Source organism: Sphingopyxis sp. H050 (assembly GCF_001468265.1).
GTDB lineage: Bacteria > Pseudomonadota > Alphaproteobacteria > Sphingomonadales > Sphingomonadaceae > Sphingopyxis.
The window spans coordinates 1-24,380 of record NZ_LNRZ01000018.1 but is presented as its reverse complement, the minus strand read 5'-3'; the positions used below and the strand labels follow the sequence as shown (position 1 = coordinate 24,380).

Here is a 24,380-nt window from a genome sequence, read left to right as displayed (position 1 = left end):
GGGCGACGAACGGCCGAGCTTCAGCATCCGGACCTCATAGTCCTGCCCGAAATTGGCATAGACCACCTTGAAGTCGCGGAAGGGCTGGATCGCCTCGGTACGCACGGCCAGCGGCACGGTGACGGGGTTGACCATCACGCGGCCGCGCAAGGCCATGCCGGGGCGCAGCGTTCCCGAGCGGTTGGGGATGGTCGCGCGGATGAGCGCAGTGCCCGCCTCGACATTGCCGTCGGGCAGGAACTGCTCGAGTGGCGCGGTCGCGATCTCGGCGCCGTCCTGCGTCTCGACCGTCACCCGCATGCCCGGACGGATAATCGCGAGGTCACGGGGGAAGATGTTGAAGACGACCGTCGTCTGCGCGGGATCGGTGACCACATAGAGTGCACGCCCGTCGGTGACGTCGCCGGGGTTGGCGTTGCGCTCGGCGATCACGCCGCCGACCGTCGCATAGACTGGATAGACCTGGAGGCTCTCGCTGGACTCGATGCGCGCAGCGTAAGGCTGCGCCAACAAGCAGGCCGTGCTGACCTTCGAGCCGTTTGCCAGCGCAGGGCCGTTCATACGCGGTCACAGTTTCATGGATATCATTCGGGTAACCGGATTGGAGCCGCATCGCCCGCCGGGGCTACCGCTCACGGATCACGAGTTCGGTCCCGGCATAGCGCTCCGGGCGAACATGCTCGATCCGCTGCGTCCGGCGGCTCGCCCTGTTCATGAAGGTGACTTCGACGGTCACCGGCGTCATGGAGGCGAGGCCGAAGTGGACCGGCTGGGTGCCTTGCGAATTATAGCCTTCGCCGGTCGAGACCTGGCGCGTCGCGACGATCTTGCCCTCGGCGTCGTAGAGCCGCACCTCGGCGCCCATGCGGGTGAAGCGCCCAGTCTTGTCGAGTACGCGCACGGAAAGGCTGCGGCGGGCGGTTTGCTTGCCCAGATCGTTATGGAAGAGGAAATGGCCGCCGGTCGCGGTATATCCGCGCGTCACCGAAAGATCGAGCGCGCCGTCGCGGTCATAGTCGATCCACTGGACGCCATGATCGGCGACGTCGAGCTCGGAGCCGGCCGGTAGGACGTTCTCGAAGCCCTTGCCACCGAGGTTGCGGTAGAGGCGGTTCGCTGGCTGCTGCGCGCCCGATTTGCCGGTGTAGGCGGCAACGAAGAGGTCGAGCCAGCCATCGTTGTCGAAATCGCCCCAGGCCGCGCCGACGGCATGATTATCCTCGGCGAGGCCGAGCTGCGGCGCGACATTCTCGAAGCGGCCATCACCCTTGTTGCGGTAGAGAATGTTGACGCCGTAGCTTGCGACGAACAGGTCGAGTTCGCCGTCATTGTCATAGTCGCCGACCGCGCAGCCGACGCTACCTTCTTCGGCTGGGCGGCCCGGGCGGTCCATACCGAGCGCGGGGGCGACATCAGTGAAGCGATCGCCATCGTTGCGCCACAGCGCGTCGGTCGCCCCCGACTGGTTGGCGAGGAAAAGGTCAAGATCGCCGTCGCGGTCATAATCAAACCAGCACGCGCCGACGGTCGGGCGCGCGTCGTCGCCAGCCTGTTCGGTGGGGATCCGCACGAAGCGGCCCGCGTCCTGGCGGAACAGCGCATTGGGTCCGGCGCGGTTCGCCGCGAAAAGATCAAGGTCGCCGTCATTATCGAAATCGACCCAGCTCGATTGGCGCGCCGATCGTCCGGCCGCGACGGGCGCGAGGTCTTGCGGCACGAAACGGCGGCCGCCGTCGTTGCGGAAGAGGAGGTTGGTTTCCGCTGTGTTCGTGGCGCCGGCGTAGAGGTCGGGCCAGCCGTCGCCGTCATAATCGCCCCAGGCGAGGCCGCGCATCTCGGCGCCGGAGACGGGGAGGCCCACAGCGGGGCCGATGTTGGTGAAGGTGCCGCGATCATTGCGGTAAAGGCGAATCTCGCCGGTCTTGATCGACACCGCGAGGTCGAGATCGCCATCGCGGTCGAAATCGGCCCAGCTGTTGGAAAGCGAGCCGGGAAGGCTGAAGTCCGCGGTCTGGACGGGCGTGAAGGCGGGGCCGGTCGTCCCGGCCGCCCCGCCGCCGGCAATACCGGTCGACAGGACGGCCCAGGACAGGATCCGCATCAGTTCATCGCGCATGATACGGACTCCAGTGGATGGTCGGGATCAGAAATCGAGCGAGATCCGGCCGTAGTAGTAGCCGCCATGCAGGCCGAACGGTCCGGTGCCATAGGGCGCGAGCCCGAGGGTGTTGGCGATGGTCGTGCGGTCGGGATAGACGTCGAAGATATTATAGGCGCCGGCAGCAACCCGCAACTTGTCGGTCACGCCGTAGGACACCTCGAGATCGGTGATCCACTTGGCGCCGAAGCTCTGGTCGTTCGCGGTGGCGTTGTCGAGGATGCGGAAGCTGTCGTAACGGGTTTCCTTGAGGTTGATCGCGAACGGACCCGATTCGAAGTTGGCGCCGAGGATCAGCTTGGTTTTGGGAGTCGACGTGAACCAGCCCTGGGTGCGCCGATCGAACAGGGTCAGGCCGAGGCCCGCGAGTTCGCTCGGGTTGGCGGCGATCTTCTTGATGTCGGTATCATTATAGTTGAAGCCGACGCTCGTACGCAGGCGTCCGGCGCTGCCGACGTCGAAAGCGTAGGCCCCGACGATGTCGAAGCCGCGGGTGCGGGTATCGACTGCGTTGGTGAAGAAACGCACCAACTGGTCGCCCGAGAAGCCGTTGGCGATCAGGATGTTCCGGATCCCTGTTCCCGACAGCAGGCCGGTGAGGGTGATGCGGTCGTCGAGATCGATCTGATAGGCATCGACCGACAGCGAAAGGCCCGCCGCCGGGGTCAGCGTAAAGCCGAGGCTGTAGTTCTTCGACTTTTCGGGCTTGAGCGGCTTCGCCCCGAGTGCCTGTGCGACAGGCGACCCCGTCTTCACGGTTTTGGTGAGGACCGGGATGTTGACGCTGCCGACGAGGTTGATCGCCGTCGAGGTCTGCGCGAAATCCTGCTGGGCGAGCGAGGGCGCGCGGAAGCCGTTGCTGAACGCCCCGCGCAGCGCGAGCCAGTCGGTCAGTTCATAGCGCGCGCTGACCTTGCCGCTGAAGACGCTGCCCGAGCTGTCGTCGAAATGCTCGAAGCGCCCCGCGGCGGTGACGAGGAAGCGTGGGCTCACGTCGAGCGCGAGGTCGACATAGCCCGCCCAGATGTTGCGGTTCACGTCCGCCGCATCTTCGGGGGTGACGACGATCGCGCCCTGCGCGCCGACCTGCGCCGGCCGGCCGGCGAGCGGTCCGGTCGGGTAGAAATAGCCGCCAGCCCGATAGCTGTCGACGTCGAGCGGCTTGGTCATATAGGATTCGTAGCGATATTCGGCGCCGAGCGAGACCTGGAGCGCGGCCTCGCCGCCCAGTTCGACGCGGCGGGAGAGGTCGAGATTGTTCGTCCACTGATCGAAGGTCGAGCTGAAGGTCTTGAACCTGGTGGGGCTCGACGGCCCGAGCGATGCGTTGAGCGTGTTGTCGGCGCCATTCTCGGCATGGTTGCGGCCATAAGTGCTGCTGAGGTCGATGTTCCAGCCTGCCGTTTCACCGCGCAGGCCGCCGGTCAGCTGGAAGTCAGTTTCCTTGAGCGTGTAGAAGGGCGTGAAGCCGTCGGGATAGATTTCGATGATATTCTGGTTGCTGTTCGGACGGCGGCCGGCCTGGCCGACGCGCGCGTCGCGGTAGCCGAAGGTGCCGTCGGAATAGAATTCGACATTGCCGAGCGGCAGGACGAGCGTCTGCGCGACCTTGACGTCCTTCACTTCGGGAAGGCCGCCGAGATAGGTGCGGCGATTGGCGGTGAGTTCGCGCGGATCGGGCGCGCCGCCGGGAAGCGGGAAGTAGAGCGCGCCGGTGACGTCGGTGTTGCGGACGGCCGCCTTCGCTTTCTTTCCCTCGACCGAGAGGGTGAACGAGCCGCCATCGCCGAGTGGGAAACCGTGCGAGACGCTGCCCGAGATGGTCTCACCATCGCTGCCGCTGCCGTCGCGTCCATAGCGCTGGCCGGCCTCGATGCTGGCGCGGCCGCCCGAATCATTGGTCTTGAGGATGACGTTGATCACGCCCGCGATCGCGTCCGAGCCATATTGCGCCGAAGCGCCATCGCGCAGCACCTCGATGCGCTCGATTGCGCTCGACGGGATGAGGTCGAGATCGACCGGGTTGCCGCCCCGCGACGTCGCGCTATCGTTGAAGTCGATGATCGAGCTGTTGTGACGGCGCTTGCCGTTGACGAGCACGAGCACATGCACGCCCGAGAGGCCGCGCAGGCCTGCGGGACGCGTCAGACTGTTGAACGATGCGCTGCCGACCGTCGTCGACTGGAAGGACGGAACGAGCTGCGTTAGTGCATCGCGCAGCTGCATGCCGCCGCCGAGCTTCTCGAGCTCTTCGCCGCCGATCACGTCGATCGGAGTCGGGCTCGAAATGACGGTGCGCCCCTGGCCGCGGGTGCCGGTGACGATGATCTCGGATTGGGATGTCGTATCGCCGGCGTCGTCGGCGGCGACGTCCTGCGCGAAGGCAGGCATGGACATGGCGGCAACGCAGGACGCCCCCACCAGCAGTCTGGTATATGTTTTCATGGTCTTGCTCCTGAACACGGCAAAATGTTTCCCCGATTGACCTGCTATATTTTTGTTTTCCGCCGGTTTCGGCGCTTATCCTGCGGCCCTCAACTTGCGTTGCGACGCCGCGGTGTCCTGCGAAAGGGTGTCGAGCCCTTGTCGCAAATCCGCTATGAGGTCATCCACCCTTTCGAGCCCGATGTGCAATCGTAGCAAGGGCCCGGGATAGCTGAGTTTGTGCGTCCGCGCCTTGAGCTGCGGATCGCACGGGATGGCGAGGCTTTCGTAGCCGCCCCAGCTGAAACCGAGGCCGAAAAGCTCGAGCCGTTCGACCATCGCGGCGACCGCGGCGTCGGACGCAGGTTCGAGAATCGCGCCGATCAGCCCGCAAATGCCGGAGAAGTCGCGCTTCCAGATCGCGTGGCCGGGATCGCTCGGCAGCGCCGGGCACATGACCGAGTGAACCTCGGGCTGCGCCGCGAGCCATTCGGCGACCTGGAGCGCGGCCGCGCCATGCTGCGCGAGCCGTGTGTGGAGGGTCCGGAGGCCCCTGATCGCCATATAGGCATCGTCGGGCGAGACCGCCCAGCCGGTCTCGTAGCTCGAGCTCGCGAGCAGGTCGGCGGCGGCGCCCTTCGCCGCGGCGAGCCCCATGAAAACGTCCGAATGGCCGCAGACATATTTGGTGAGCGACTGGATGCTCACGTCGACGCCGTGATCGAGCGGCTTGAAGAGGACGCCGGCCGACCAGGTATTGTCGATCACGGTCATGATCCCGGCTTCCTTCGCCATTGCGGCGATCGCCGGGATGTCCTGCATTTCGAAGCTCAGCGAACCGGGGGATTCGAGAAAGATCACACGGGTCTTCGGCGTTATCATCGCGCGGATGGCTTCGGCATCGTCGGCGGGATCGAAGTAGCGCGCGGTGACGCCGTAGCGCGCGAGCGTGCCGGCAAGGAAACGCCGGGTCGGATTATAGACGGTGTCGCAGGCGAGAACTTCGTCGCCGGCGGAGAGCAGCGCGAGCAGCGTGCCGGTGATCGCGGTGAGGCCCGAGGGATAGATGAAGGCTTCATCGGCATTCTCGAGATCGCGCAGGGCATCGCGCAGCGTGCGCTGGGTCGAGAGGCCGACGCGGCCGTAGGTGACCTTGCCGCCGTCGTAGAGCGCCTCACAGCTGGGCAGAAGAACGGTCGAGCCGCGCTGGATCGGCGGACCGGGGGTCCGCTGGAGCGCGTCGCACGGGGTATCGCCGTGGATGAGCCGCGTCTGCTCGTGAACCATACTGCAAAGCGTCATCTATATTTTCTTTCTCAGATGGAATTGGAGAGGAGTTTCTGCCGCTGCGGCGACACGCCGTTGCGATGTGCCGCGACGAGATCGCTGCGGCGGACGACCGAGAGCGCCTTGGCGGCCTTGGTCACATGTTTTTCGATGGCGCTCGTCGAGATGTTGTAGCGGTTCGCGAGGCTCTTCAGGCTCGACCCCTCGACACGGATCGCGACGAGGATTTCCTGCGTCCGCTCGGGAAGCTGGCTGAGCATGGTCTCGACAGCGCGGACCTCATCCTTGGCAAGCAGGATGCGCAGCGGCGACATCTCGTCGACCGGATGGTCAGGTTCGTCGAGCTGGCAATGGCAGTCGCTGCGGCGCGTCGTCTGGCGGCGATGGCGATCGATGAGCGCGGCCTGCGCGGCCTGGAAGAGATAACATTTGGGATGGGCGACCGCGGCGGCGTCGGCGCGGCGAATGATGCTGAGGAGAACGTCCTGGAGAATGTCGTCGAGGTCGGCGACCGGGACGCGGCGGCGGAGATATTTCCTGAGTAGCGGGAGGTGCGGCCAGAAAGCTTCGACAAGATCGGGCGCGGCGTTGTCGGACGGCAAAGCGGGAGTGGCCGGCGGCTTTTCCGGAGGTGGAGCGATAAGTTCGAACGTCTGCCAGCCATCGCCGGCCGTGACGTTTTCAGTCTCATACTCGGCCCCATAGGCACTGAATGTCATCGTGCGTCCCCTTGTGGCGACATTTTATGACATGAGTGCTAGGGTGAATTCATCACCGACTTTGGCAGGAATTTGGCGAATGTTGGGATGTTTGAACTGATAGTTCGGTATTTGGTCGATCAAATGATCGAAATCCTACATGAACAACGTCGGTCCGGTCGAATCATCTGTCCCGGATTCGCCTCGGAACTGCAACATTTGGCGAGGGGCCGCAAAACTTCCTCGCGGAATCGCGCTTTGGGCGATGGGGTGTTCGGTTCGTAGCGCGTCAAAGCCAAGGGGCCTCCCGTATCGGAGGCAGGAGGAGTGATCGCATGGCGAGAACCTGGCTTATTTTGTCGGCGCTGGTCGCTGGACTGGCGCTGGGCGTGGGATGGACGCGGCTCGGGCTCGCCGGTCTCATCGATGCGGTAACGATTGCGGACAGCATCGGCGGTATCTGGCTTGACGGACTCAGAATGACGATCATCCCGCTCGTCGTCTCGCTCCTGATCACCGGGATCGCAAAGACGGTCGATAGCGCGCGCGGCGATCGCGTCGCGATGCGCTCGGTCGTCACGTTCATTGCGCTGCTATGGATTTCGACCGCGATGGCGGCGCTGCTCATTCCCGCGCTGCTCGGTATCTTCCCGATGCCGGCCGACGCCGCGCGCTCGCTCACGGGGAGCCTTACGACATCGGCCCATGTCGAGGCGCCAACGGTCGGGATTGCCGCCTTCCTCCGCTCGATCGTACCGACCAATCCGTTTGCCGCGGCCGCGAACGACGCGCTTCTTCCGCTCATCCTCTTCACCGCGGTCTTTGCGGTCGCGCTGGCGCGGCTGCCCGCGGTGCAGCGCGAGCCGGTGACCGCCTTCTTCGACACGATCGCTAGCGCGGTGCTGCTCATCGTCGGCTGGGTGCTCGCGCTCGCGCCGATCGGCGTGCTCGCGCTGGCCTTCGGGGTTGGCGCGCGCGCCGGCACCTCGGCGATCGGCGCGCTCGCCCATTATGTCGTGATCGTGTCGAGCGCCGGGCTTGCCGCCTGGGCGCTCGCCTATCCGGTCGCGGTATTCGGTGGCCGCGTGCGGCTTCTCGCCTTCGCGAAGGCGGTCGCACCCGCGCAGGCGGTCGCGCTCAGCACCCAGTCGTCGCTCGCCTCCTTGCCGCCGATGCTGAAGGCATCGACCGATCTCGGGGTCGACCGCTCGGTGTCGCGCGTATCGCTGCCGGTCGCGGTCGCGATCTTCCGCGTTACGAGCCCGGCGATGAACCTCGCGGTCGCCATCTATGTCGCGCACTGGCTTGGCATATCGCTCGCGCCGTCCACGATCGCGGCGGGCGCCGCGGTGGCAGCGATCACGACGATCGGGTCGGTGAGTCTGCCTGGACAAGTGAGCTTTCTGACCTCGATCGCGCCAATCTGCGTCGCGATGGGTATTCCGATCGAGCCGCTCGCCCTGCTGATTGCGGTCGAGATGATCCCCGATCTCGTGCGGACGGTTGGCAATGTGACCATGGATGTCGCTGCGACGACGGCGATCGCACGGATGGGGCCGGCGTCGGATGCCGTCAGTGATGGCGCCGATGGATATGGAGGCGGCGAGGATGACGCCTCGCCGCGACCCGCGCCTTCTTTCGTTAGCGCGCAAGACGTTTGAAGGAGGAAAACCATGACCCGCGTTTCACTCGACGATGCCGACGTCCGGATTCTGGGATTTCTTCAGGAGGATGCGACGCTCTCGGTCGCGGCCGTCGCCGCCAAGGCCAATATGTCGCAGAATGCTTGCTGGCGGCGGATCAAGCGGCTCGAGGAAAGCGGGGTGATCTCGCGGCGCGTCACGATCCTCGACGCCAGTGCGCTCGGTCTCGACCTTACGGTCTTCGTGAGCCTGCGCGCTTCCGAGCATAGCGAAGCCTGGCTCGAGATGCTCAATTCGGCAATCCGCGATATTCCGGAGGTCGTCGAATTCTACCGCATGACCGGCGACGTCGACTATCTGCTCAAGCTCAGGGTCGAGAACATGGCCGCCTATGACGCGGTCTATCGGCGCATCATCCGTTCGATCCGGCTCACCGATGTAAGCTCGGCCTTCTCGATGGAAGAAATCAAGTTCACCACCGCGCTGCCGCTCACGGCGCGCCCGTCCTGACCTTCAGTACGGGCGCGGCGCGTTAGCGCGCGTAGCGCTTGCCGAGTTCGGTCGCGCGCGACGTCAGCGGCTGTTCCTTGCCCGCGATGAAGATCGCGGTCGGCTGGGTGAGCGGCTCGAGCGGATCGCCGTCCCAGATCACGATGTCGGCTGCCTTGCCGGGTGCGATCGAACCCATCTGGTCGGCGACGCCGAAGATGCGGGCGGGTGCGAGCGTGAGCGCCTCGATGCCTGCGGCATAGTGCAGCCCGCGCGATACGGCGAGGCCGGCATTATAGCGCATCTCGCGGACGCGGTGGCCGGCGTCGTTGCCGCCGATCGCAATCTCGACCCCCGCTGCCTTCAGGATCGACGCGTTCTGGAGCGAGGCACCGAGCATGTCGAAGTTCGCGGGGATGTTCGAGGTCGGATTGATGAGCACGGGGACCTTCGCCGCCGCGATTTCGTCGGCGACGCGCCAGGCTTCCTCGGCGCCGGACAGGATGATCTTGAGCTTGTAGTCGCGCGCCAGCTTCAGCACCTGCTGGATGTCGGCGGCGCGGTGGACGACGACGATCAGCGGCATCGTGCCAGCGAGCACGGGCTTCAGCGCCGCGACATCGGCCTGCGAGAGCTCGAACGGATATTCGTCGCGCGGCGCCTGACGCGCGAGATCGAAAATCTGGCGAAGCTGCACGAATTCGGCAGCGCGCGAGCCGCCGATGCGCGCGGCGCCATCCTCGCCAAGCTCGAGCATCATGCCGACCCCGGGTCGATGGAGGATAGCCGCGCCCTCGCCGAGCGAGATCAGCGCCGCCTTGCCCGCGAAGGGCAGTTCGCGTTCCTTGTCGCTGTCGTCATAGTCGGGCATCACGACCGCATGGGTGACGCCGCCGAGCCGCGCGATAGGTATGAGCGTCGACGCCGGGTTAAGCCCGTACTGGACGTCGAACGAGGCGCTGATCCCCGAATTATGCGTCTTGTTGTCGACCGAACCGTCGACCGAGCTGACCTCGAGGAGGCCGAGCGCGGTGTTCACCGCGATGAGCCCCGGAGTGACCGTCGCGCCCTTGGCGTCGATCGTGCGCACGCCTGACGGGACGGCGACATTTGCGCCGGCGGCAGCGATGCGCCCATCGCGCACGAGGATCGTGCCATTCTGGACCTCGCCGACGGGGCCGGGCGTCAGAAGATGCGCGTTGGTGATCGCGAAGGTCTGCGCTGCGACCGGTGAGGCGGTCGCAGCGAGGGCCAGGGCGATGCCTGTGAAAACTGGGAGCCGTCGTTGCATCTCATTCCTCCCCGACCGGTTGGCCGATTTCAAAATCGCTTCGGTAGCGCGTGGCGGGATCGCTCGTGTCGAGGACGAGCGCGCCGTCGATGAAGACCTTCTCGGCGATGGCGTAGACGCTGAACGGATTCTTGCTCCACAGCACGACGTCGGCCATCTTGCCCGGCTCGAGCGAGCCGGTCTTGTCGGCAATGCCCATGATCTTCGCGGGGTTGAGGGTGATCCACTTGATCGCCTCCTCCTGCGGAATGTCGATCCCCGCGCGGCGCCCGGCGGCGATCGCGACCGCACTTTCGACGTTGAGGCGCTGGATCAGTCGCTGCTCGTCCGAGTGGATCGCAACGCAGACGCCCGCCTTGCTCAGGATCGCGGCATTTTCCTCGATCGCGTCATAGGCTTCCATCTTGAAGCCCCAGCGCGTCGCCCAGGTCGCGACGCAGACATCGTCGGCGACGAGCAGGTCGGCGATCTTGTAAGCCTCGACCGCATGGTGAAAGGCGCGCGTCTTGTAGCCGAACTCGTGGCCAACATCGAGCATCACCGCCATTTCGTCGGCGCGGTAGCAATGGTTCTGAACGAGGATGTCGCCCTTCAGCACGCCCGCAAGCGTTTCGAGCCCGAGGTCGCGCTTGGGCGCCTCGCCGCCTTCGCCGCGCGCGTGCTTCTTTTCATAGGCATCGACCTTGCGGCCATATTCGGCGGCGTCGATCCAGGCGCGGCGGAAACCCGCGACTTCGCCCATGCGCGTGGCGGGGGCGCGGCCGCGGCTGCCGTAGCGACCTTTCGGATTCTCGCCGCAAGCCATTTTCAGCGTGTAGGGCGCGCCCGGGAATTTCATCTGCTGGACGGTCACCGCGGGCACATTCTTCACGCTCACGCCGCGGCCGCCGAAGAGGTTGGCCGAACCCGGCAGGATGAGCAGGCTGGTGACCCCGCCGGCGCGGGCCTTGGTGAATACGGGATCCTGCGGCCAGATCGAATGCTCGGCCCAGACATGCGCGGTATAGGGGTCGATATTCTCGTTGCCGTCGGCATGGCCCTGGACGCCGGGCGCCGGAAAGACCCCGAGGTGCGAATGGGCGTCGATGATGCCGGGGGTGACCCACTTGCCGCGCCCGTCGATGACGCGCGCGCCTAAGGGAACAGCGACATCGGCGCCGACCGCGATGATCTTGCCTGCGGCCATCAGCACCGTGCCATTGTCGATCCGGGTGCCGGTGCCGGTCAGGATCGAGGCGCCGACGATCGCCGTGTCGGCGGCGGGACGCGGTTGGTAGGTGCTCGCGAACGGTGCGGGCGCCGGCGCTGCCGCCGGTTCCGCGGGCGGCGGTGGCGTGTTGGCGGGGCGCGCCGAGGAGGCATCGGCGGCGCAGCCCGCGAGGAGCGTGAGCGTGGTGCCGAGAAGCGCGGCGCGCACCGCGCGGGGGGTGCGGGCCGGGGAGATGGTGTCGGAGAAATGTCGTGTCACGCCGGGATCACCTTGTGCGAAGGGATGGAATGGGCAGCAATCCGGCCGCCGCGCCGGGGGTGCGCGACGGCCGGACGGGAGGTGCGTCAGAAAGTCTTGCGGACGTTGACGTACCAGTAGCGCGGGATCGGCGAATGAAGCGAACCCATGTAGCCGAAGCCGCTCGAATCAATCGGCGGTTGCGCATTGGTAATGTTGCGAACTCCGACACGCAGTTGGGTTCCATCGGTGAACCCGCCTTTAAGGTCATACTGCACATACAGGCTCGCGGTGGTGTACGCCTTTACGATCAGGTTTTCTCCGCCGATCGAAATGTCGTTGTCGATGACGCTGCCGGTGTAGCTTACAAAGCCGCCAGCCGTGAATTGCCCAAGCTTCCAAGTAAGCGAGGCCGAGCCGCGCCATTTTGGGAAAGCGTCGCGGCGAACCTGATTACCGCCTTCCGGAATGACCGTGTCGATGTTGATGTCGCCCGCCGCGCGCGCATCGAGCAGGACCCGGATGTCAGGGGACACGTCGCGGAAATATTTGAGCAGATAGGCCGCGTTGGCGGACATGGTGAAATCGCCGATTCCCGTGTCGCGAAGCCCGACGTTGAGCCCGAAATCGATCCCGCGCACCGTCTGTGGTTCCAGGTTGCGATACTGGTCGTCGACATATTGCACCCGACCGACCGGTGCGATGCCAGTCCCGGCGAACAATGCGATATCGTCGGCCGTCGGCGCCAGGCGGACCACGGTGGGATCGCTCGACCCCTGAAGGCGGAGGAGATAATCGCTGATGAGCGCGTTGCCTTCGCCGAATACGCCGACGATGCCCTTCTGCTTGACCTGCCAATAGTCCACCGTGAAGGTGGTACGGAGTCGGCCGGTATTGAAGGCCGGCGGCTGGAGCACAGTACCGATCGTCCAGGTGGTCGAGGTTTCCGGCTTCAGGTCGGGGTTGCCCGCGCGCCGTCCGGTGGTAACAAAACCTTGGGCGCAAGCGTCGAAGCTGGTGATGCGGCCCGCGCGCAAATCGGCCTCGCAGCGGATATAATCGGTCCGCGTATTGCCGCGTGTGATGATCGTTGCCTTGGTCTGCTCGAGGTTCGGCGCGCGGAAGCCTTGCGCCCACGAGCCGCGGATTCGCCAGCCATCGAAGAGGTCCCAAGCGGCGGCCACCTTGGGTTTCGCGATGCTGCCGAAATCCGAATAATGCTCGTAGCGGCCCGCCAGCTGTAGCTCGAGGCTGCGAATGAGCGGAACATTCATTTCGGGCGCGATCAGTGGCACGGCCAGTTCGGAGTAGGCAGCGAAGACCGTGCGCGAGCCCTTGGTGTCGGGGGTCGGGCTGACGCCGAACAAGTCGGATGGCTGGACAATACCGGTGACCGTGTCTGTCCAGGTGATTGTTCCATCGACGCGCTCGTCGCGGTCGTCGAGATAGGAATCGCGACGCAGCTCAAAGCCAAGCGCCATGCCGACGTTGCCGGCGGGCAACGTCAGAAGATCGGCCTTCGATGCCCGAAAATCCCACTGCGCCAGCGTAGATTTGCCCGCGCGAACCGTCTTGATCGCGATAGCGTCGAGAGCGGCCTGATTGCTAGGTGTCGTGTCGGGACCGGTCGGATTGGTCGCGCTGCCGCCATTGAACGGATTATAGGCATCGGGCGTCGAGAGCGCGAGGCTTTGCTGGAGAAGCGTGGCGCTGATCCCATCCTGAACATCGCGGACCGTTGCTTGCGAATAGAGCGCCGCCGTCTCCCAGTTGAAACCGAGCGCCTCGCCGCGAAGCCCCAGCAATGCCCGGAACTGGCGGTTGGTGACATCGACGACGGTTGGTCCCATGTCCACAAAACGATAGCTTGTGATCGTCACCGGCAGGCCGGCGGCGGGCGCGTCGATCCCCGCGAGGCGGTTCGGGTTTAACGTGCCATTGGCGAAGGTTACGGGGCCAAAGGGGTTCCAGTAGTTGGACGCCGGCACCGTCATCTGGATCGAACCGATCGAGAAGACGCTGTCCTGGATGCTCCGCGTCTTGGCATAATAATAGCCGGCCTCGCCGAAGACGGTCAGATTGTCACTGAGGTCATAGTGGCCGTTCGCGAACACGTTGACACGATCCAGCCGGGGAATAATCGAAAGCGGATAATTGGCTTGGGCGTCCCACCTTGTGTTGCGATCAGCGCCGGTCGTGGCACGCGTCGCATCATCGATACAGATCCCGCCCCCCAGATCGGCCGAGCAGCCGCCATTTGCTGTCGGCTGGATTGAAAACACCCCGCCCGTGGTCGTGATATTGGTCGTTCCGCGGCGTACGCGAACGCCGGTGGTGAAATTGCCCCACTGGGACAAAGTGCTGGTGTCGTCCAAGCTGTTCGAGCCTGCGAACACTGTCCCTGCGAAATCGTCGAAGAAGCGGTGATCGGATGTCGCGGTATAATCCTGGTCCTGTGAGGACAGCGCCGTGCGGTTGGTGTAGTTGAACAGCAGCGAAATATTGCCGCGATTCTCGGCGAAGTCGGTGCCGAGATAACCTGAGCCGTTGAATTCGCGCAGCCCCGTTCCCTCTGCTCCGCCATATTGGACCGACAAACCGCCGCCGTTCACATTGTCGCGAAGGATGGTGTTGACCACGCCCGCCACGGCGTCGGTGCCATAGAGGGCTGCCGCGCCGTCGCGGAGCACTTCGACGCGCTGGATACCGAAGACCGGGATTGAGTTGCTATTATAGGTGATGACCGGCGCCAGCGACGTGCTCGCCTGGCTGCTTGGGTGCTGCACAAGCCGGCGCCCGTTGAGCAGGACCAGCGTGTTGCCGACTCCCAGTCCGCGCAGATCGATGGACCCGACGTCGCCGCGCGCGAAATTGCTGCTCGTCTGACCATTGCTGCTGTTGAACGACTGGTCGCTCATTTGCGGGATCGACCGCAACAGTTCGTCGCCCGACACCGCAGCGGTCGCCGCAATCTCGTCCTCGCCGACCACGGTCACGGGCAAGGCTTCGGTGATCTTGGTGCCAGCGATGCGACTGCCGGTCACGACGATTTCTTCGCCGCGGGGAGCCGATTGCGGCTCGGTCGCGGCCTGGGTCTCCGCCGCCTGTTCCTGGGCGGCCGCGTTTTGTGCGGCGATCATTCCGATCAGCGATGCTGCGGCGAGAATATGCTTGCGGTAGTTCGAATATGTGCGGTTCGTCATGCCATGTCCCCTTGTTTCGACCCGATCGGCGCGTCGTCCTCCGTGCGGCGGATGGATTTCTCCCCATCTCGTCTCGCTATGACGCAAGTTATCGACGTATCCCCATCAACATTGGCGCAGAAAATTACAACCTTTTGCACTACAGCGAAATTTTCCAGTTTCCGCCGCCTGTCGCCGTTCAGGCCAGTTCGATCACCGCATCAACTTCCACCGCGAAGTTGAATGGCAGGCGGTAGACGCCGATCGCGGAGCGCGCATGTTTGCCGACGTCGCCGAATACGTCGACGATGAGGTCCGAGCAGCCATTCATTACGGCCGGGATCTCGTAGAATTCGGGACCTGCCTGGACGTAACCGCCGAGCCGGAGAACGCGGGCAACGCGGTCGAGATCGCCGTCGGTGGCCGCCTTGAATTGCGCGATGAGATTGATCGCGCAGAGCCGCGCGGCGATGATGCCGTCGGCGAGGCTGCAGTCGGCGCCGATGGTGCCCTTGATCCCGCCGCTGGCATGGGTCGAGAGTTGGCCCGAGATCTGCACGATGTTGCCCGAGCGCGTCGACGACACATAGTTGGCGACCGGCGGACAGACCTCAGGCAGTTCGATCCCGAGGCTGGCGAGACGGCTTTCGATACGAGACATATTCACTCCTTGGTTGCGAGAGAGGGTAGTTGTTCGGTGGGTACGGGCTCGCCGGCAGCCGCTTCGCGCGCCATTCTGCGGCCTTCCCAGCGGTCGATGACGGCGGCAGCGACCGAATTGCCGACGACGTTGGTCGCCGAGCGGCCCATGTCGAGCAGATGGTCGACCGCGAGGATCAGGAGCAGCCCGGCCTCGGGCAGTTTGAAGTAGGCGAGTGTCGCCGAGATCACGACGAGCGAGGCACGCGGGACGCCCGCCATGCCTTTCGACGTCACCATGAGCAGGAGCAGCATGGTGATCTGCTGGCCGATGGTCATGTCGATGCCATAGGCCTGCGCGATGAAGAGCACGGCGAAGGTGCAATACATCATCGAGCCGTCGAGATTGAAGCTGTAGCCCAGCGGCAGGACGAAGGAGACGATGCGGCGGTTGACGCCCTGCTTCTCGAGCTCTTCCATCGTCTTCGGATAGGCGGCTTCCGAGCTGGCGGTCGAAAAGGCGAGGAGCACCGGAGTGCGGATGCCGCGGAACAGTCCGAAGGCGCGCGTGCCGATGATCGCGAGCGCGGCGAGGAAAAGCACAAGCCAGAGCGCGCCGAGCGAGAGATAGAAGCCCGAGACGAAGCCCGCATAGGTCACGAGGACGCCGGGGCCCTGCGTCGCGACGGTCGAGGCGAGCGCGGCGAAGATTGCGACCGGGGCGGTCTTCATCACGAAGCCGGTTACCTTGAGCATGATCGCGGCGACCTGCTCGACGAGGGCGAGCACGGCGGGAGCCTTGTCGTCGATGGCGGCCACCGCCGAGCCGACGAGGACCGAGAAGACGACGATCTGGAGGATCTCGTTCTCGGCCATCGCCTGGACGATCGATTGCGGGATGAGGTGGGTGACGAATTGCTTGAGCGAGAAGTCGCCGGTCGCGACGACGCCTTCAGCGCCGGTTGTCGGCAGGTCGAGCGCAAGGCTCGCGCCCGGCTGGAGCAGGTGGACCATGACGAGCCCGATCGAGAGCGACACGATCGAGGCCCCGATGAACCAGCCCATCGTCTTCGCGCCGACGCGACCGATCGCGGCGGCGTCTTCCATATGCGCGATCCCAGCAACGAGGGTCGCGAAGACGAGCGGCGCGATGATCATCTTGATGAGCCGCAGAAAGAGGTCGGTAAGGATCGAGAGATTGTCGGCGATTTCGGCGGCTCTTGCGGCCGGGTAATGCGAATTCACGAACCAGCCCGCCGCAATCCCGGCGACCATGGCGAAGATGAGGATGAAGGCGAAAGCTCTGTTCATGACTGTCCCGTTCCGGCTTCGCCCCGGCCGGGGCGTACAGGAAGCAGAGACGCAAGTGCGGCGCGGTTCCGCAGCAGCAATGCGGTCGACAAGCGCATATTGTTGCGACATGGCGGGCGCGGACCGAACAGGCTGGTGGGGATATCTACCGCCGCTGCGTCAAAGCAGGGCAGGGCGACAATCAGACAATCGAGGAGACGCGCGTGGCCAGTTTTCGGAAGATGATCGTAGCGGGAACGGCGCTCGCCGCCGGGCTTGGCTGGGCGAGCCAGTCGGTACTCGCCGAACCGGGCGGCGAGCTGGTCGCGATCACCGGCGCGACGATCTTCGATGCCACGGGCAAGGATCCCTATCGCGGCACCGTCGTCGTGCGGGGTGGCCGGATCGATGCGGTCGGAGCTGACGTCAAGGCTCCCAAGGGCGCGAAGATAGTGCGTGCCGACGGCAAGGCGCTGCTCCCGGGCTTCATCGACGTCCATACGCACTGGTCGCCGTCGGGCTCGCCCGCCGCGCTGCCGCAAATCGCCAACGCTTACCTCTCGAGCGGCGTGACGACCGTGAACGACTTCCACCAGCAGCCCGAAGCCTTCGCGCCGCGCCGCGCCTGGCTCGCCGACATCTACGCGCCGCACGTCAATTTCGTCGCACGCATGAGCACGCCGGGGGGCCACGGCGCCGATTGGGCCGACACCAACACCACCAAATGGGTGGCGACCGCCGAGAGCGCGCGGCGCGAGGTGCAGGCGCTTCAGGCTTATCGGCCCGACCATATCAAGGCGTTCGCCGACGGCTGGCGCTATGGCCAGCTGCCCGAGGAAACCTCGATGAACGTCGAGACGCTCGCTGCAATTGCCGACGAGGCGCACAAGCATGGCCAACGCGTCCTCACCCACACGGTGACAGTCGAGCGCGGCAAGCTCGCGGCGCAAGCCGGGGTCGATGTGATCGCGCACAGCATCCAGGACGCGGTGCTCGACGCCGACGCGATCGCCCGGATCAAGAAGGCGGGGACATTTTACGCCCCGACGCTCGCCATCTATCAGCTCAAGCCCGACGAGATCGGACCGGGGCGCAAGGACGACGCCGCGACGCGCCAGCGCATCCGCAAATATGGCTTCGCCGAAGAAAATGTCCGCAACTTGTTCGCCGCGGGCGTTCCGATCGCGGTCGGCACCGACGCCGGTATCGGCGGTGCGAAACATGGTTTTTCGACGCTGCAGGAAATGGAATTGCTCGTCGCGGCTGGATTGACGCCGAAGGCGGCGCTGCTCGCCAGCACGTCGAACAGCGCGCTCGCGCTCGGGCTTTCGGGCGACCGCGGCACGATCGAGAAAGGCAAGCGCGCCGATCTCGTCCTCATCGACGGCAAGCCCTGGGAGACGATCGGCGACGTTCACAAGATCGACCGCGTGTTCGTCGACGGCAAGCTCGTCCATGGCGGCGGCACCAAGCCGCCCGCGGGCAATCTCGCGACCGCGCTGCCCGCTACGCCTGCTGCCGAGCTGATCGACGATTTCGAGCGGACCGATGGCCGTAGCGCGCTCGACACGCTCCGCCTCGCCGATATGGACGGCGGCGTCGAGCGCTCGTCGGTGGTCACGAACCGCGTGACGCACACCGGCGGCGGATCGGCGTTCGCCTTCGCGGTGCAGATGTCGCTCAAGGACAAGCCCGAGGGCGGGGTTATCGTTCCGCTCAGTCGCGGTTCGGTGCGGCCAGTCGATGCGCGCAAGTTCGCCGGCGTCCGTCTCGATATGCGCGGGGCGGGCCGCTACCTGATCGTCGTCAACACCCTAGCGGGCGAGTGGACCGCGGTGGTCGAGGCGAAGGAGGGCTGGTCCGAATTGCGCGTGCCGTTCACCGCGCTCGTTCCGACGCGGCCCGGTCGCGGCGATGTGCCGTCTTGGCGCGGCGACGATCTGGTGCAGGTCGGCGTCGTCGTCGAGCGCGAGGGCGGAGCGAGCGCCTGGGGCGAAATCGACAATCTCCGCTTCTACTGACGCCTCTTTCGCCTCTTTTTCGAAACTCTCTCCCCCGCACCGGACCTACGTTTCCGAACGGAGGCCGCGGTGAACTCCGCACCAGCATCGCGGTGCGCCGCAACGCCGGTGCGGGCGCTTTCCTCCAGAGCGTTTTGAGCAATTGCTCGACAAGGCGTCTGCGCCGCGCGATCTCGACGCCGCCTGCGATGCCGGCGGGCTGTTCCGGCTAGACGCTCAGCCGCACATCATTGCGACGCGCTCGCGGCTTTCGATTCTCGGCCAGTTGCTGCGCCATGCTGCGACGCGCGGCGCTTGATTCGCAACCTTCCGCGATATCGTCGCCCATGCACGCACCTCTGTCCTGAAAATACGTGGTGGGGTTGGCCGGCTGCGCTGCGTCTCTACCTACGAGGGATGCCTTCCAGGCCGAATCTAGCGCCCGTCCCCAGCTGAGGAGCCGCTGCTTGCCATGACGCGAAACTGTGCTTCCAACCGTCCCTTGCGAGGATTTGTTTCGGGACTAAGACGGCAGCGGCTCGTCTTGGCATCTCTGCCGTCGGCGCCGTGCAGACGCACGTCGTCATCAAACTGCTGTTCAACGCCATCGATCTGGGCGCGGGTCTCGGGAGGCGCTGACGCCGCCGCCAGCGCTGATGCGGGTCCGCGTACAGAGTCGGAACCTCGGCCGGGCAAGCGTCCGCCTGCGCCGCCGGACCTAAGCGGGCCCGAATTCCGCTCGCGGCTCGCGCTCGCGGCGATCTACGCGCCGGTGCTGATCTTCGGCCACGCCAATTTCTTCCGCGGCGCGGCGGGCGGGGTCAAGCTCCCTTCAGCATGCTGCTCGAGGATATGATCACCGCCTTCCTCGATTATGGCCTCAGCCAAATCATTGTCTGCAATGGACATTCGACTAACGCGCCGCTGATGGCGCAGGTCGCACAGGCGATCCGCAGCAAGCGCGGCCATGGCGCCTACCCCGTCACTTCGGTCGGGCCGCACCTCACGCCCGAGCTGATGCGAATGGACGCCGCGCGGCCCGCGGCACGGTCGAGCGCCTTCGGTCTTCCGCGGACGAGCCAGATCTCGGGCGCGATGTTCGGCGAGTTCGAGGTGGCATTGCCGCTCGACGTCACCGAAGTCGCCTCGAACGGGGTCGGGCAGGGCGATCCCGCGCTCGCTTCGGCCGATGCCGACGCGCGCTTCTCCGAATGGAGTATCGGCGCGATTGCAGACTTCGCCGCTCATTTCCGGCGCCGCGACGCGGCGCGACCGCATCTCTGGCCGCTGCCGTCATGAGCGCGGCGGATGTCCTAGGCGACGACCCCGCGCTGGCCGCGGCCACCGCACAGCTCGGGGCGGTGCCAAAAGGCGCGGCATCGGTACGCGCCTTCTTCGACCCTGCAACCTCGACGATCAGCTATGTCGTCCACGATCCCGCCACGATGCGCGGCGCGGTGATCGACAGTGTGCTCGATTATGAGGCGGCTGCGGGGCGGACCTCGACCGCGTCGGCCGAAGCGATCGCCGAGCATGCGCGCGCCGCGGGCATTACGGTCGACTGGCTGCTCGAGACGCACGCGCATGCCGATCATCTTTCGGCGGCGCCTTGGCTCAAGAACCGGCTTGGCGGTGCGATCGCGATCGGCGAGCATATCCGCGACGTGCAGGCAGTGTTCGGCAACATCTTCAACGCCGGACCCGATTTCCGGCGCGACGGATCCGATTTCGACCGCCTCTGGTCGGACGGCGACCGCTTCGCGATCGGCGAACTGCCGATCACCGTGCTCCACGTCCCTGGCCATACGCCGGCGTGCGTCGCCTATGCGATCGGCGATGTCGTCTTCGTGGGCGACACGATGTTCATGCCCGACTACGGATCGGCGCGCGCCGATTTTCCGGGCGGCGATGCGCAGACCCTTTTCAGATCGCTGCGCCGCATTCTCGAACTCCCCGGCGCAACGCCGCTCTTCCTATGCCACGACTATCTGACCGCCGAGCGGCGCGAGCATCGCTGGGAAACCAGCGTCGCCGAGCAGCGCGCCGCCAACGTCCACGCCCGCGACGGAATTTCCGAGGATGAGTTCGTCGAGCGCCGCCGCGCGCGCGACGCCGAACTCGCGATGCCGGTGCTGCTGCTGCCGTCGGTGCAGGTCAATATGCGCGCGGGCCGCCTGCCGCCCGCCGAGGACAATGGCGTCGCCTACCTCAAGATACCGGTCGACCGGCTTTGAGCGCCGGCGCCCTTTCACGAACGGAGAGATTATGACCATCAGGACCCTGACCCCGGCGCTCAGCGTGTCGCCGCAGATCGACCCGGCGGACGTGGCCGCGCTCGCGGCCTCGGGTTTCCGCTCGATCGTCTGCACCCGTCCCGACGGCGAAGAGGCGGGCCAGCCGACGGCGGCTGCGGTCGCGGCGGCGGCCGAGGCGCAGGGCGTCCGTTTCCTTCACATCCCGGTCGTATCGGGCACGATTGACGAGAGCGATGCCGCCGCGATGGCACGCGCGCTCGCCGAACTGCCGGGTCCGGTGCTTGCCTATTGCCGCTCGGGCGCGCGCTCGGAGCAGCTCGCGGCGATGACTGCGGCGCGCGGCGAAGGCGGCGGGATTGCGCGCTACGACATTCTCGTGATCGGCGGCGGCAGCGCGGGGATAGCTACCGCCGCGAGCATCCTGCGGCGCCGCCCGGACGTGTCGCTCGCGATCGTCGAGCCGAGCGAGGATCATTATTACCAGCCGGGCTGGACGATGGTCGGCGGCGGTGTTTTCGCCCCCGAGGTCACGCGGCGCGGCGAGGCTGGGCTGATTCCGGCGGGCGCCGAATGGATCCGCGCCGCCGCCGCGTCCTTCGATCCCGCGAACGACCGGGTCACGCTCGCCGACGGGCGCGTGATCGGCTACCGCGCGCTCATCGTCTGCCCGGGGCTCAAGCTCGACTGGGAGGCGATCCCCGGCCTGGCAGCGGCGCTCGGCAGCGGCGGCGTCACCTCCAACTATCGCTACGACCTGGCGCCCTATACCGACCGGCTCGTGCGCCGGTTCCGCGGCGGCCGCGCGCTCTTCACCCAGCCGCCGATGCCGATCAAATGCGCCGGCGCGCCGCAGAAGGCGATGTATCTCTCGTGCCATCGGTGGGAGCGCGCGGGGGTGCTCGGCCAAGCCGACGTCCAGTTCCACAATGCCACGCCTGCGCTGTTCGGGGTCGCTGCCTATGTTCCGGCGCTCGAAGCCTATATCGCGCGCTACGGCATCGACCTGCAGCTTGAATCGCGCCTCGTGTCGATCGATGGCGCGGCCAAGGTCGCGCTGTTCGAGCAGCGCCGCGGCGATACGGTCCGCCGCGTCGAGGAACGCTTCGACATGATCCATGTGGTGCCGCCGCAGGTCGCGCCCGATTTTATCGCGGCGAGCCCGCTCGCGGCGCCCTCGGGCTTCGTTGCGGTCGACGAGACGACGCTGCGCCACCCCGACCATGCCAATGTCTTCACGCTCGGCGATGTCGCCGCGACGACCAACGCCAAGACTGCGGCGGCGGCGCGCAAGCAGGCGCCCGTCGTTGCGCTGAACGTGCTCGCCGCGCTCGACGGTGCAGCGCCGGTGGCGGCCTATGACGGCTATGGCAGCTGCCCGCTTACGGTCGAGGCGGGCAAGGTCATCCTCGCCGAATTCGGCTATGGCGGCAAGCTGCTACCGACCTTCCCCAAATGGCTGATCGAGGGCACGCGGCCGTCGCGTCTTTCGTGGTTGCTCAAGGCGAAGATCCTGCCGCCACTCTATTGGCACGGCATGCTTCGCGGCCGCGAATGGCTCGCTGCGCCCGCGCGGATCGGCGAGGGCGGGTGAGCCTCGACACTGCCCAATATCTGCTTGGCGCGCTGTCGGGCGGGATCGTCGGCTTCACGCTCGGGCTCGTCGGCGGCGGCGGGTCGATTCTCGCGGTGCCGCTGATGGTCTATCTCGTCGGGGTCGGGAGCCCGCATGTCGCGATCGGGACGAGCGCGCTCGCGGTCGCCGCCAATGCCGCCTCGGGTCTTGCACAGCATGCACGCGCCGGGACCGTCAAATGGCGCTGCGGCTTTCTCTATGCGGGAAGCGGCATCGTCGGTGCGCTGGCAGGCTCGACGCTTGGAAAGGCGATCGACGGGCAGAAATTGCTCTTCCTCTTCGCGCTGCTGATGCTTGTCGTCGGCGGGTTTATGCTGCGCGGGCGAAACAATCCGGGCATCGAAGGTGCCGCCTGCAATCGCCACAATGCTCCCAAGGTGCTTGGGTTCGGGCTCGGCACCGGTGGCTTTTCCGGTTTCTTCGGCATCGGCGGCGGCTTCCTGATCGTGCCGGGGCTGATCGCTTCGACGAATATGCCGATCCTCAATGCGGTCGGCACGAGTCTCGTCGCAGTGACCGCCTTCGGGCTGACCACTGCGCTCAACTATGCGGTGTCTGGGCTGGTCGACTGGACGCTGGCGGGCGTCTTCATCGCGGGTGGCATGCTCGGCGGGGTGGCCGGAACACGCTATGCCCGGATCCTCTCGGGCAAGGGCATGCTTACCACGGTGTTCGCGTGCCTGATTTTCACGGTCGCAGCTTACATGCTCTGGCATAGCGCTTCCGCGCTCTGACCGTCGGAGATTATCGTGCCGGGGCGAGGCCGCCGGTTGAGACCGGGCGGCGTAAGAAGCCTGTCGCCCGGCACCGCGATCTTCCCGGGTTCAGGGTTTCGTCGTCCCCGTTTTTGCGATCTGCGTCACGACGCCTGCCTTGCCGTCCCAGTCGAGTTCGAACGCGACACGGTCGCCGACGGCAATATCCTTCAGAATTTTAGGGTTCGCGGAGAAGCCCATCGTCATCGCCGGCCATTCGAGCGCGGCGATGGGGCCGTGATCGAGCGTCACGCTGCCGGCGGTCGCATCGATCGCCGTCACTGTTCCCTAGGCCTTGCCATGCCGTGTTTCCGCAGCAGGTATGGCCGTATCCTTTGTCGATGCACCGTTCGTTGCAACGGCATCCTCTTGTTTGCCGCACCCCGCGATTGTCGCGGCGAGGGTCAAGGCCAGCACGGCGTTAAGGGACTCCTTCATGGCACTTCTCCTTTGATTGAATTCGGATCGGGACGTCTCGCCCGCATGAGCAAATAGGCGTCACCTCAAGGTTTGTGCGCCAGACAACGAATTCACGGACATGTGTGGAACTTCCGAAGGTTGGGTGCCTTAGCGACCTCAAATTAGCGCGAGTTCAACCCTGCGTCCCACGACAGCTGCTGCGCGCTGCAAGGTTTCGATCGTCACATTGCCATCGGTAGGGTCAAGTATGCGGTCGACCTGTGTCCTGCTGGTGTGCATCAGCAGCGCCAGTCGCTTCTTGCTGAGCTTGCGCTCGCGCATCGCCTCGGCGAGTTGCCACGCGATAACTTCCTTGATGGCCTTGGCCTGGAATTCCGCAAGGACTCCTTCCTCCTCAAGGAAGCTGTCCAGCGTCGGACCACGATGCTTGCTATCAGCCATTTTCAACCTCTTTCTGGCGCTTTCGCGCCAACTTCAAATCAGCCGCGGGCGCCTTCTGCGACTTTTTGATGAACCCGTGCAGCGAGTAAAGTTCACCTTGATGGAAGCAGAACAACACGCGAGCGATCGTGCTGTCGGGCAAGGGCGTCCGCACTTCGAACAGCCCTTTACCCATGGGGCGAACCAACGGCATGCCGACCGGCCAGCGGAACTGGACCCGCTGTAGGTCTGTCAAACGGCGTTCAAAAGGGACCCCCGATCGGCGTCGAAGAGGGACCCCCTTTTCGGATAATATGATGCTGGTTTGTTGAAGATGGCCTTGCGCTGC

The 24,380-nt window shown here is 65.4% G+C and carries 21 protein-coding genes; 7 read left to right on the top strand and 14 right to left on the bottom strand.

The features are described from left to right. The 5 genes from ATE67_RS20765 to ATE67_RS20745 form a co-directional block, all read right to left on the bottom strand. The coding region (locus ATE67_RS20765; protein WP_231728257.1) for an efflux RND transporter periplasmic adaptor subunit at positions 1 to 510 on the bottom strand (510 nt) is incomplete at its 3' end. A 115-nt stretch (positions 511 to 625) separates the two neighbouring features. Then, positions 626 to 2,116 carry an FG-GAP repeat domain-containing protein gene (locus ATE67_RS20760; protein WP_058818310.1) on the bottom strand — a complete coding sequence of 497 codons (1,491 nt, stop codon included), beginning with the start codon at positions 2,114 to 2,116 and terminating at the stop codon, positions 626 to 628. A gap of 27 nt (positions 2,117 to 2,143) precedes the next feature. Continuing rightward, entirely contained in the window at positions 2,144 to 4,603 is a 2,460-nt protein-coding gene (locus ATE67_RS20755) for a TonB-dependent receptor plug domain-containing protein (RefSeq protein WP_058818309.1), read from the bottom strand. A gap of 75 nt (positions 4,604 to 4,678) precedes the next feature. Then, positions 4,679 to 5,884, bottom strand: a complete 1,206-nt coding sequence (metC, locus tag ATE67_RS20750; protein WP_082660531.1) for a cystathionine beta-lyase — start codon at positions 5,882 to 5,884, stop codon at positions 4,679 to 4,681. Between the two features lie 14 nt (positions 5,885 to 5,898). Then, positions 5,899 to 6,588: an RNA polymerase sigma factor gene (locus ATE67_RS20745; protein ID WP_053555670.1), complete on the bottom strand. Its 690-nt coding sequence runs from the start codon at positions 6,586 to 6,588 to the stop codon at positions 5,899 to 5,901. 314 nt (positions 6,589 to 6,902) lie between these two features. Here ATE67_RS20745 and ATE67_RS20740 point away from each other — a divergent pair, with 314 nt between their 5' ends. Together ATE67_RS20740 and ATE67_RS20735 are read left to right on the top strand one after the other, a co-directional pair. Next, positions 6,903 to 8,228 (top strand): dicarboxylate/amino acid:cation symporter, encoded by a 1,326-nt coding sequence (locus ATE67_RS20740; RefSeq protein ID WP_082660530.1) that lies wholly within the window; start codon positions 6,903 to 6,905, stop codon positions 8,226 to 8,228. A gap of 12 nt (positions 8,229 to 8,240) precedes the next feature. Continuing rightward, a complete protein-coding gene (locus ATE67_RS20735; RefSeq protein WP_037512420.1) occupies positions 8,241 to 8,720 on the top strand; it encodes an Lrp/AsnC family transcriptional regulator in 480 nt (159 codons plus the stop codon). A gap of 22 nt (positions 8,721 to 8,742) precedes the next feature. On the opposite strand, the gene ATE67_RS20730 is transcribed toward ATE67_RS20735, so the two are convergent. The 5 genes from ATE67_RS20730 to ATE67_RS20710 form a co-directional block, all read right to left on the bottom strand. Beyond that, on the bottom strand, positions 8,743 to 9,990 hold the full coding sequence (locus ATE67_RS20730) for an amidohydrolase family protein (protein WP_082660529.1): 1,248 nt from the start codon (positions 9,988 to 9,990) through the stop codon (positions 8,743 to 8,745). Position 9,991: 1 nt separating this feature from the next. Next, on the bottom strand, positions 9,992 to 11,407 hold the full coding sequence (locus ATE67_RS20725; protein WP_058818306.1) for an amidohydrolase: 1,416 nt from the start codon (positions 11,405 to 11,407) through the stop codon (positions 9,992 to 9,994). 137 nt (positions 11,408 to 11,544) lie between these two features. After that, positions 11,545 to 14,640: a TonB-dependent receptor plug domain-containing protein gene (locus ATE67_RS20720; protein WP_053555668.1), complete on the bottom strand. Its 3,096-nt coding sequence runs from the start codon at positions 14,638 to 14,640 to the stop codon at positions 11,545 to 11,547. 178 nt (positions 14,641 to 14,818) lie between these two features. After that, complete coding sequence (locus ATE67_RS20715) at positions 14,819 to 15,280, bottom strand: RidA family protein (RefSeq protein ID WP_058818305.1); 462 nt, start codon at positions 15,278 to 15,280, stop codon at positions 14,819 to 14,821. 2 nt (positions 15,281 to 15,282) lie between these two features. Further along, on the bottom strand, positions 15,283 to 16,569 hold the full coding sequence (locus tag ATE67_RS20710; protein WP_058818304.1) for a dicarboxylate/amino acid:cation symporter: 1,287 nt from the start codon (positions 16,567 to 16,569) through the stop codon (positions 15,283 to 15,285). Between the two features lie 203 nt (positions 16,570 to 16,772). Here ATE67_RS20710 and ATE67_RS20705 point away from each other — a divergent pair, with 203 nt between their 5' ends. The 5 genes from ATE67_RS20705 (at position 16,773) to ATE67_RS20685 (ending at position 23,170) form a co-directional block, all read left to right on the top strand. Then, positions 16,773 to 18,569, top strand: coding sequence for an amidohydrolase family protein (locus tag ATE67_RS20705; protein WP_197412007.1), 1,797 nt, complete (start codon positions 16,773 to 16,775; stop codon positions 18,567 to 18,569). 816 nt (positions 18,570 to 19,385) lie between these two features. Next, a complete protein-coding gene (locus ATE67_RS20700; RefSeq protein ID WP_058818302.1) occupies positions 19,386 to 19,847 on the top strand; it encodes a creatininase family protein in 462 nt (153 codons plus the stop codon). Then, complete coding sequence (locus ATE67_RS20695; protein WP_058818301.1) at positions 19,844 to 20,782, top strand: MBL fold metallo-hydrolase; 939 nt, start codon at positions 19,844 to 19,846, stop codon at positions 20,780 to 20,782. Before ATE67_RS20700 ends, ATE67_RS20695 begins: the two co-directional genes overlap by 4 nt. Before the next feature lie 31 nt (positions 20,783 to 20,813). Further along, entirely contained in the window at positions 20,814 to 22,394 is a 1,581-nt protein-coding gene (locus ATE67_RS20690; RefSeq protein ID WP_058818300.1) for a bifunctional protein tyrosine phosphatase family protein/NAD(P)/FAD-dependent oxidoreductase, read from the top strand. Beyond that, on the top strand, positions 22,391 to 23,170 hold the full coding sequence (locus tag ATE67_RS20685; protein ID WP_231728256.1) for a sulfite exporter TauE/SafE family protein: 780 nt from the start codon (positions 22,391 to 22,393) through the stop codon (positions 23,168 to 23,170). The genes ATE67_RS20690 and ATE67_RS20685 overlap by 4 nt, the downstream gene beginning before the upstream one ends. A 90-nt stretch (positions 23,171 to 23,260) precedes the next feature. Here the strand turns inward: ATE67_RS20685 and ATE67_RS21960 are convergent, their stop codons facing one another. The 4 genes from ATE67_RS21960 to ATE67_RS20670 all read right to left on the bottom strand — a co-directional run bounded on the left by ATE67_RS21960 (position 23,261) and on the right by ATE67_RS20670 (position 24,347). Next, positions 23,261 to 23,473 carry a copper-binding protein gene (locus tag ATE67_RS21960; protein WP_231728255.1) on the bottom strand — a complete coding sequence of 71 codons (213 nt, stop codon included), beginning with the start codon at positions 23,471 to 23,473 and terminating at the stop codon, positions 23,261 to 23,263. Positions 23,474 to 23,479: 6 nt separating this feature from the next. Next, entirely contained in the window at positions 23,480 to 23,629 is a 150-nt protein-coding gene (locus ATE67_RS21955) for a hypothetical protein (RefSeq protein ID WP_231728254.1), read from the bottom strand. 138 nt (positions 23,630 to 23,767) lie between these two features. Continuing rightward, complete coding sequence (locus tag ATE67_RS20675; RefSeq protein ID WP_058818298.1) at positions 23,768 to 24,052, bottom strand: XRE family transcriptional regulator; 285 nt, start codon at positions 24,050 to 24,052, stop codon at positions 23,768 to 23,770. Then, positions 24,045 to 24,347 carry a type II toxin-antitoxin system RelE/ParE family toxin gene (locus ATE67_RS20670; RefSeq protein ID WP_231728258.1) on the bottom strand — a complete coding sequence of 101 codons (303 nt, stop codon included), beginning with the start codon at positions 24,345 to 24,347 and terminating at the stop codon, positions 24,045 to 24,047. The genes ATE67_RS20675 and ATE67_RS20670 overlap by 8 nt, the downstream gene beginning before the upstream one ends. Positions 24,348 to 24,380 lie beyond the last annotated feature (33 nt).

Coding starts and splice junctions, on each gene's coding strand:
- ATE67_RS20760 (WP_058818310.1), bottom strand. CDS start 2,116: ATGCGCGATGAACTGATGCGGATCCTGTCCTGGGCCGTCCTGTCGACC.
- ATE67_RS20755 (WP_058818309.1), bottom strand. CDS start 4,603: ATGAAAACATATACCAGACTGCTGGTGGGGGCGTCCTGCGTTGCCGCC.
- metC (WP_082660531.1), bottom strand. CDS start 5,884: ATGACGCTTTGCAGTATGGTTCACGAGCAGACGCGGCTCATCCACGGC.
- ATE67_RS20745 (WP_053555670.1), bottom strand. CDS start 6,588: ATGACATTCAGTGCCTATGGGGCCGAGTATGAGACTGAAAACGTCACG.
- ATE67_RS20740 (WP_082660530.1), top strand. CDS start 6,903: ATGGCGAGAACCTGGCTTATTTTGTCGGCGCTGGTCGCTGGACTGGCG.
- ATE67_RS20735 (WP_037512420.1), top strand. CDS start 8,241: ATGACCCGCGTTTCACTCGACGATGCCGACGTCCGGATTCTGGGATTT.
- ATE67_RS20730 (WP_082660529.1), bottom strand. CDS start 9,990: ATGCAACGACGGCTCCCAGTTTTCACAGGCATCGCCCTGGCCCTCGCT.
- ATE67_RS20720 (WP_053555668.1), bottom strand. CDS start 14,640: ATGACGAACCGCACATATTCGAACTACCGCAAGCATATTCTCGCCGCA.
- ATE67_RS20715 (WP_058818305.1), bottom strand. CDS start 15,280: ATGTCTCGTATCGAAAGCCGTCTCGCCAGCCTCGGGATCGAACTGCCT.
- ATE67_RS20710 (WP_058818304.1), bottom strand. CDS start 16,569: ATGAACAGAGCTTTCGCCTTCATCCTCATCTTCGCCATGGTCGCCGGG.
- ATE67_RS20700 (WP_058818302.1), top strand. CDS start 19,386: ATGCTGCTCGAGGATATGATCACCGCCTTCCTCGATTATGGCCTCAGC.
- ATE67_RS20695 (WP_058818301.1), top strand. CDS start 19,844: ATGAGCGCGGCGGATGTCCTAGGCGACGACCCCGCGCTGGCCGCGGCC.
- ATE67_RS20690 (WP_058818300.1), top strand. CDS start 20,814: ATGACCATCAGGACCCTGACCCCGGCGCTCAGCGTGTCGCCGCAGATC.
- ATE67_RS21955 (WP_231728254.1), bottom strand. CDS start 23,629: ATGAAGGAGTCCCTTAACGCCGTGCTGGCCTTGACCCTCGCCGCGACA.
- ATE67_RS20675 (WP_058818298.1), bottom strand. CDS start 24,052: ATGGCTGATAGCAAGCATCGTGGTCCGACGCTGGACAGCTTCCTTGAG.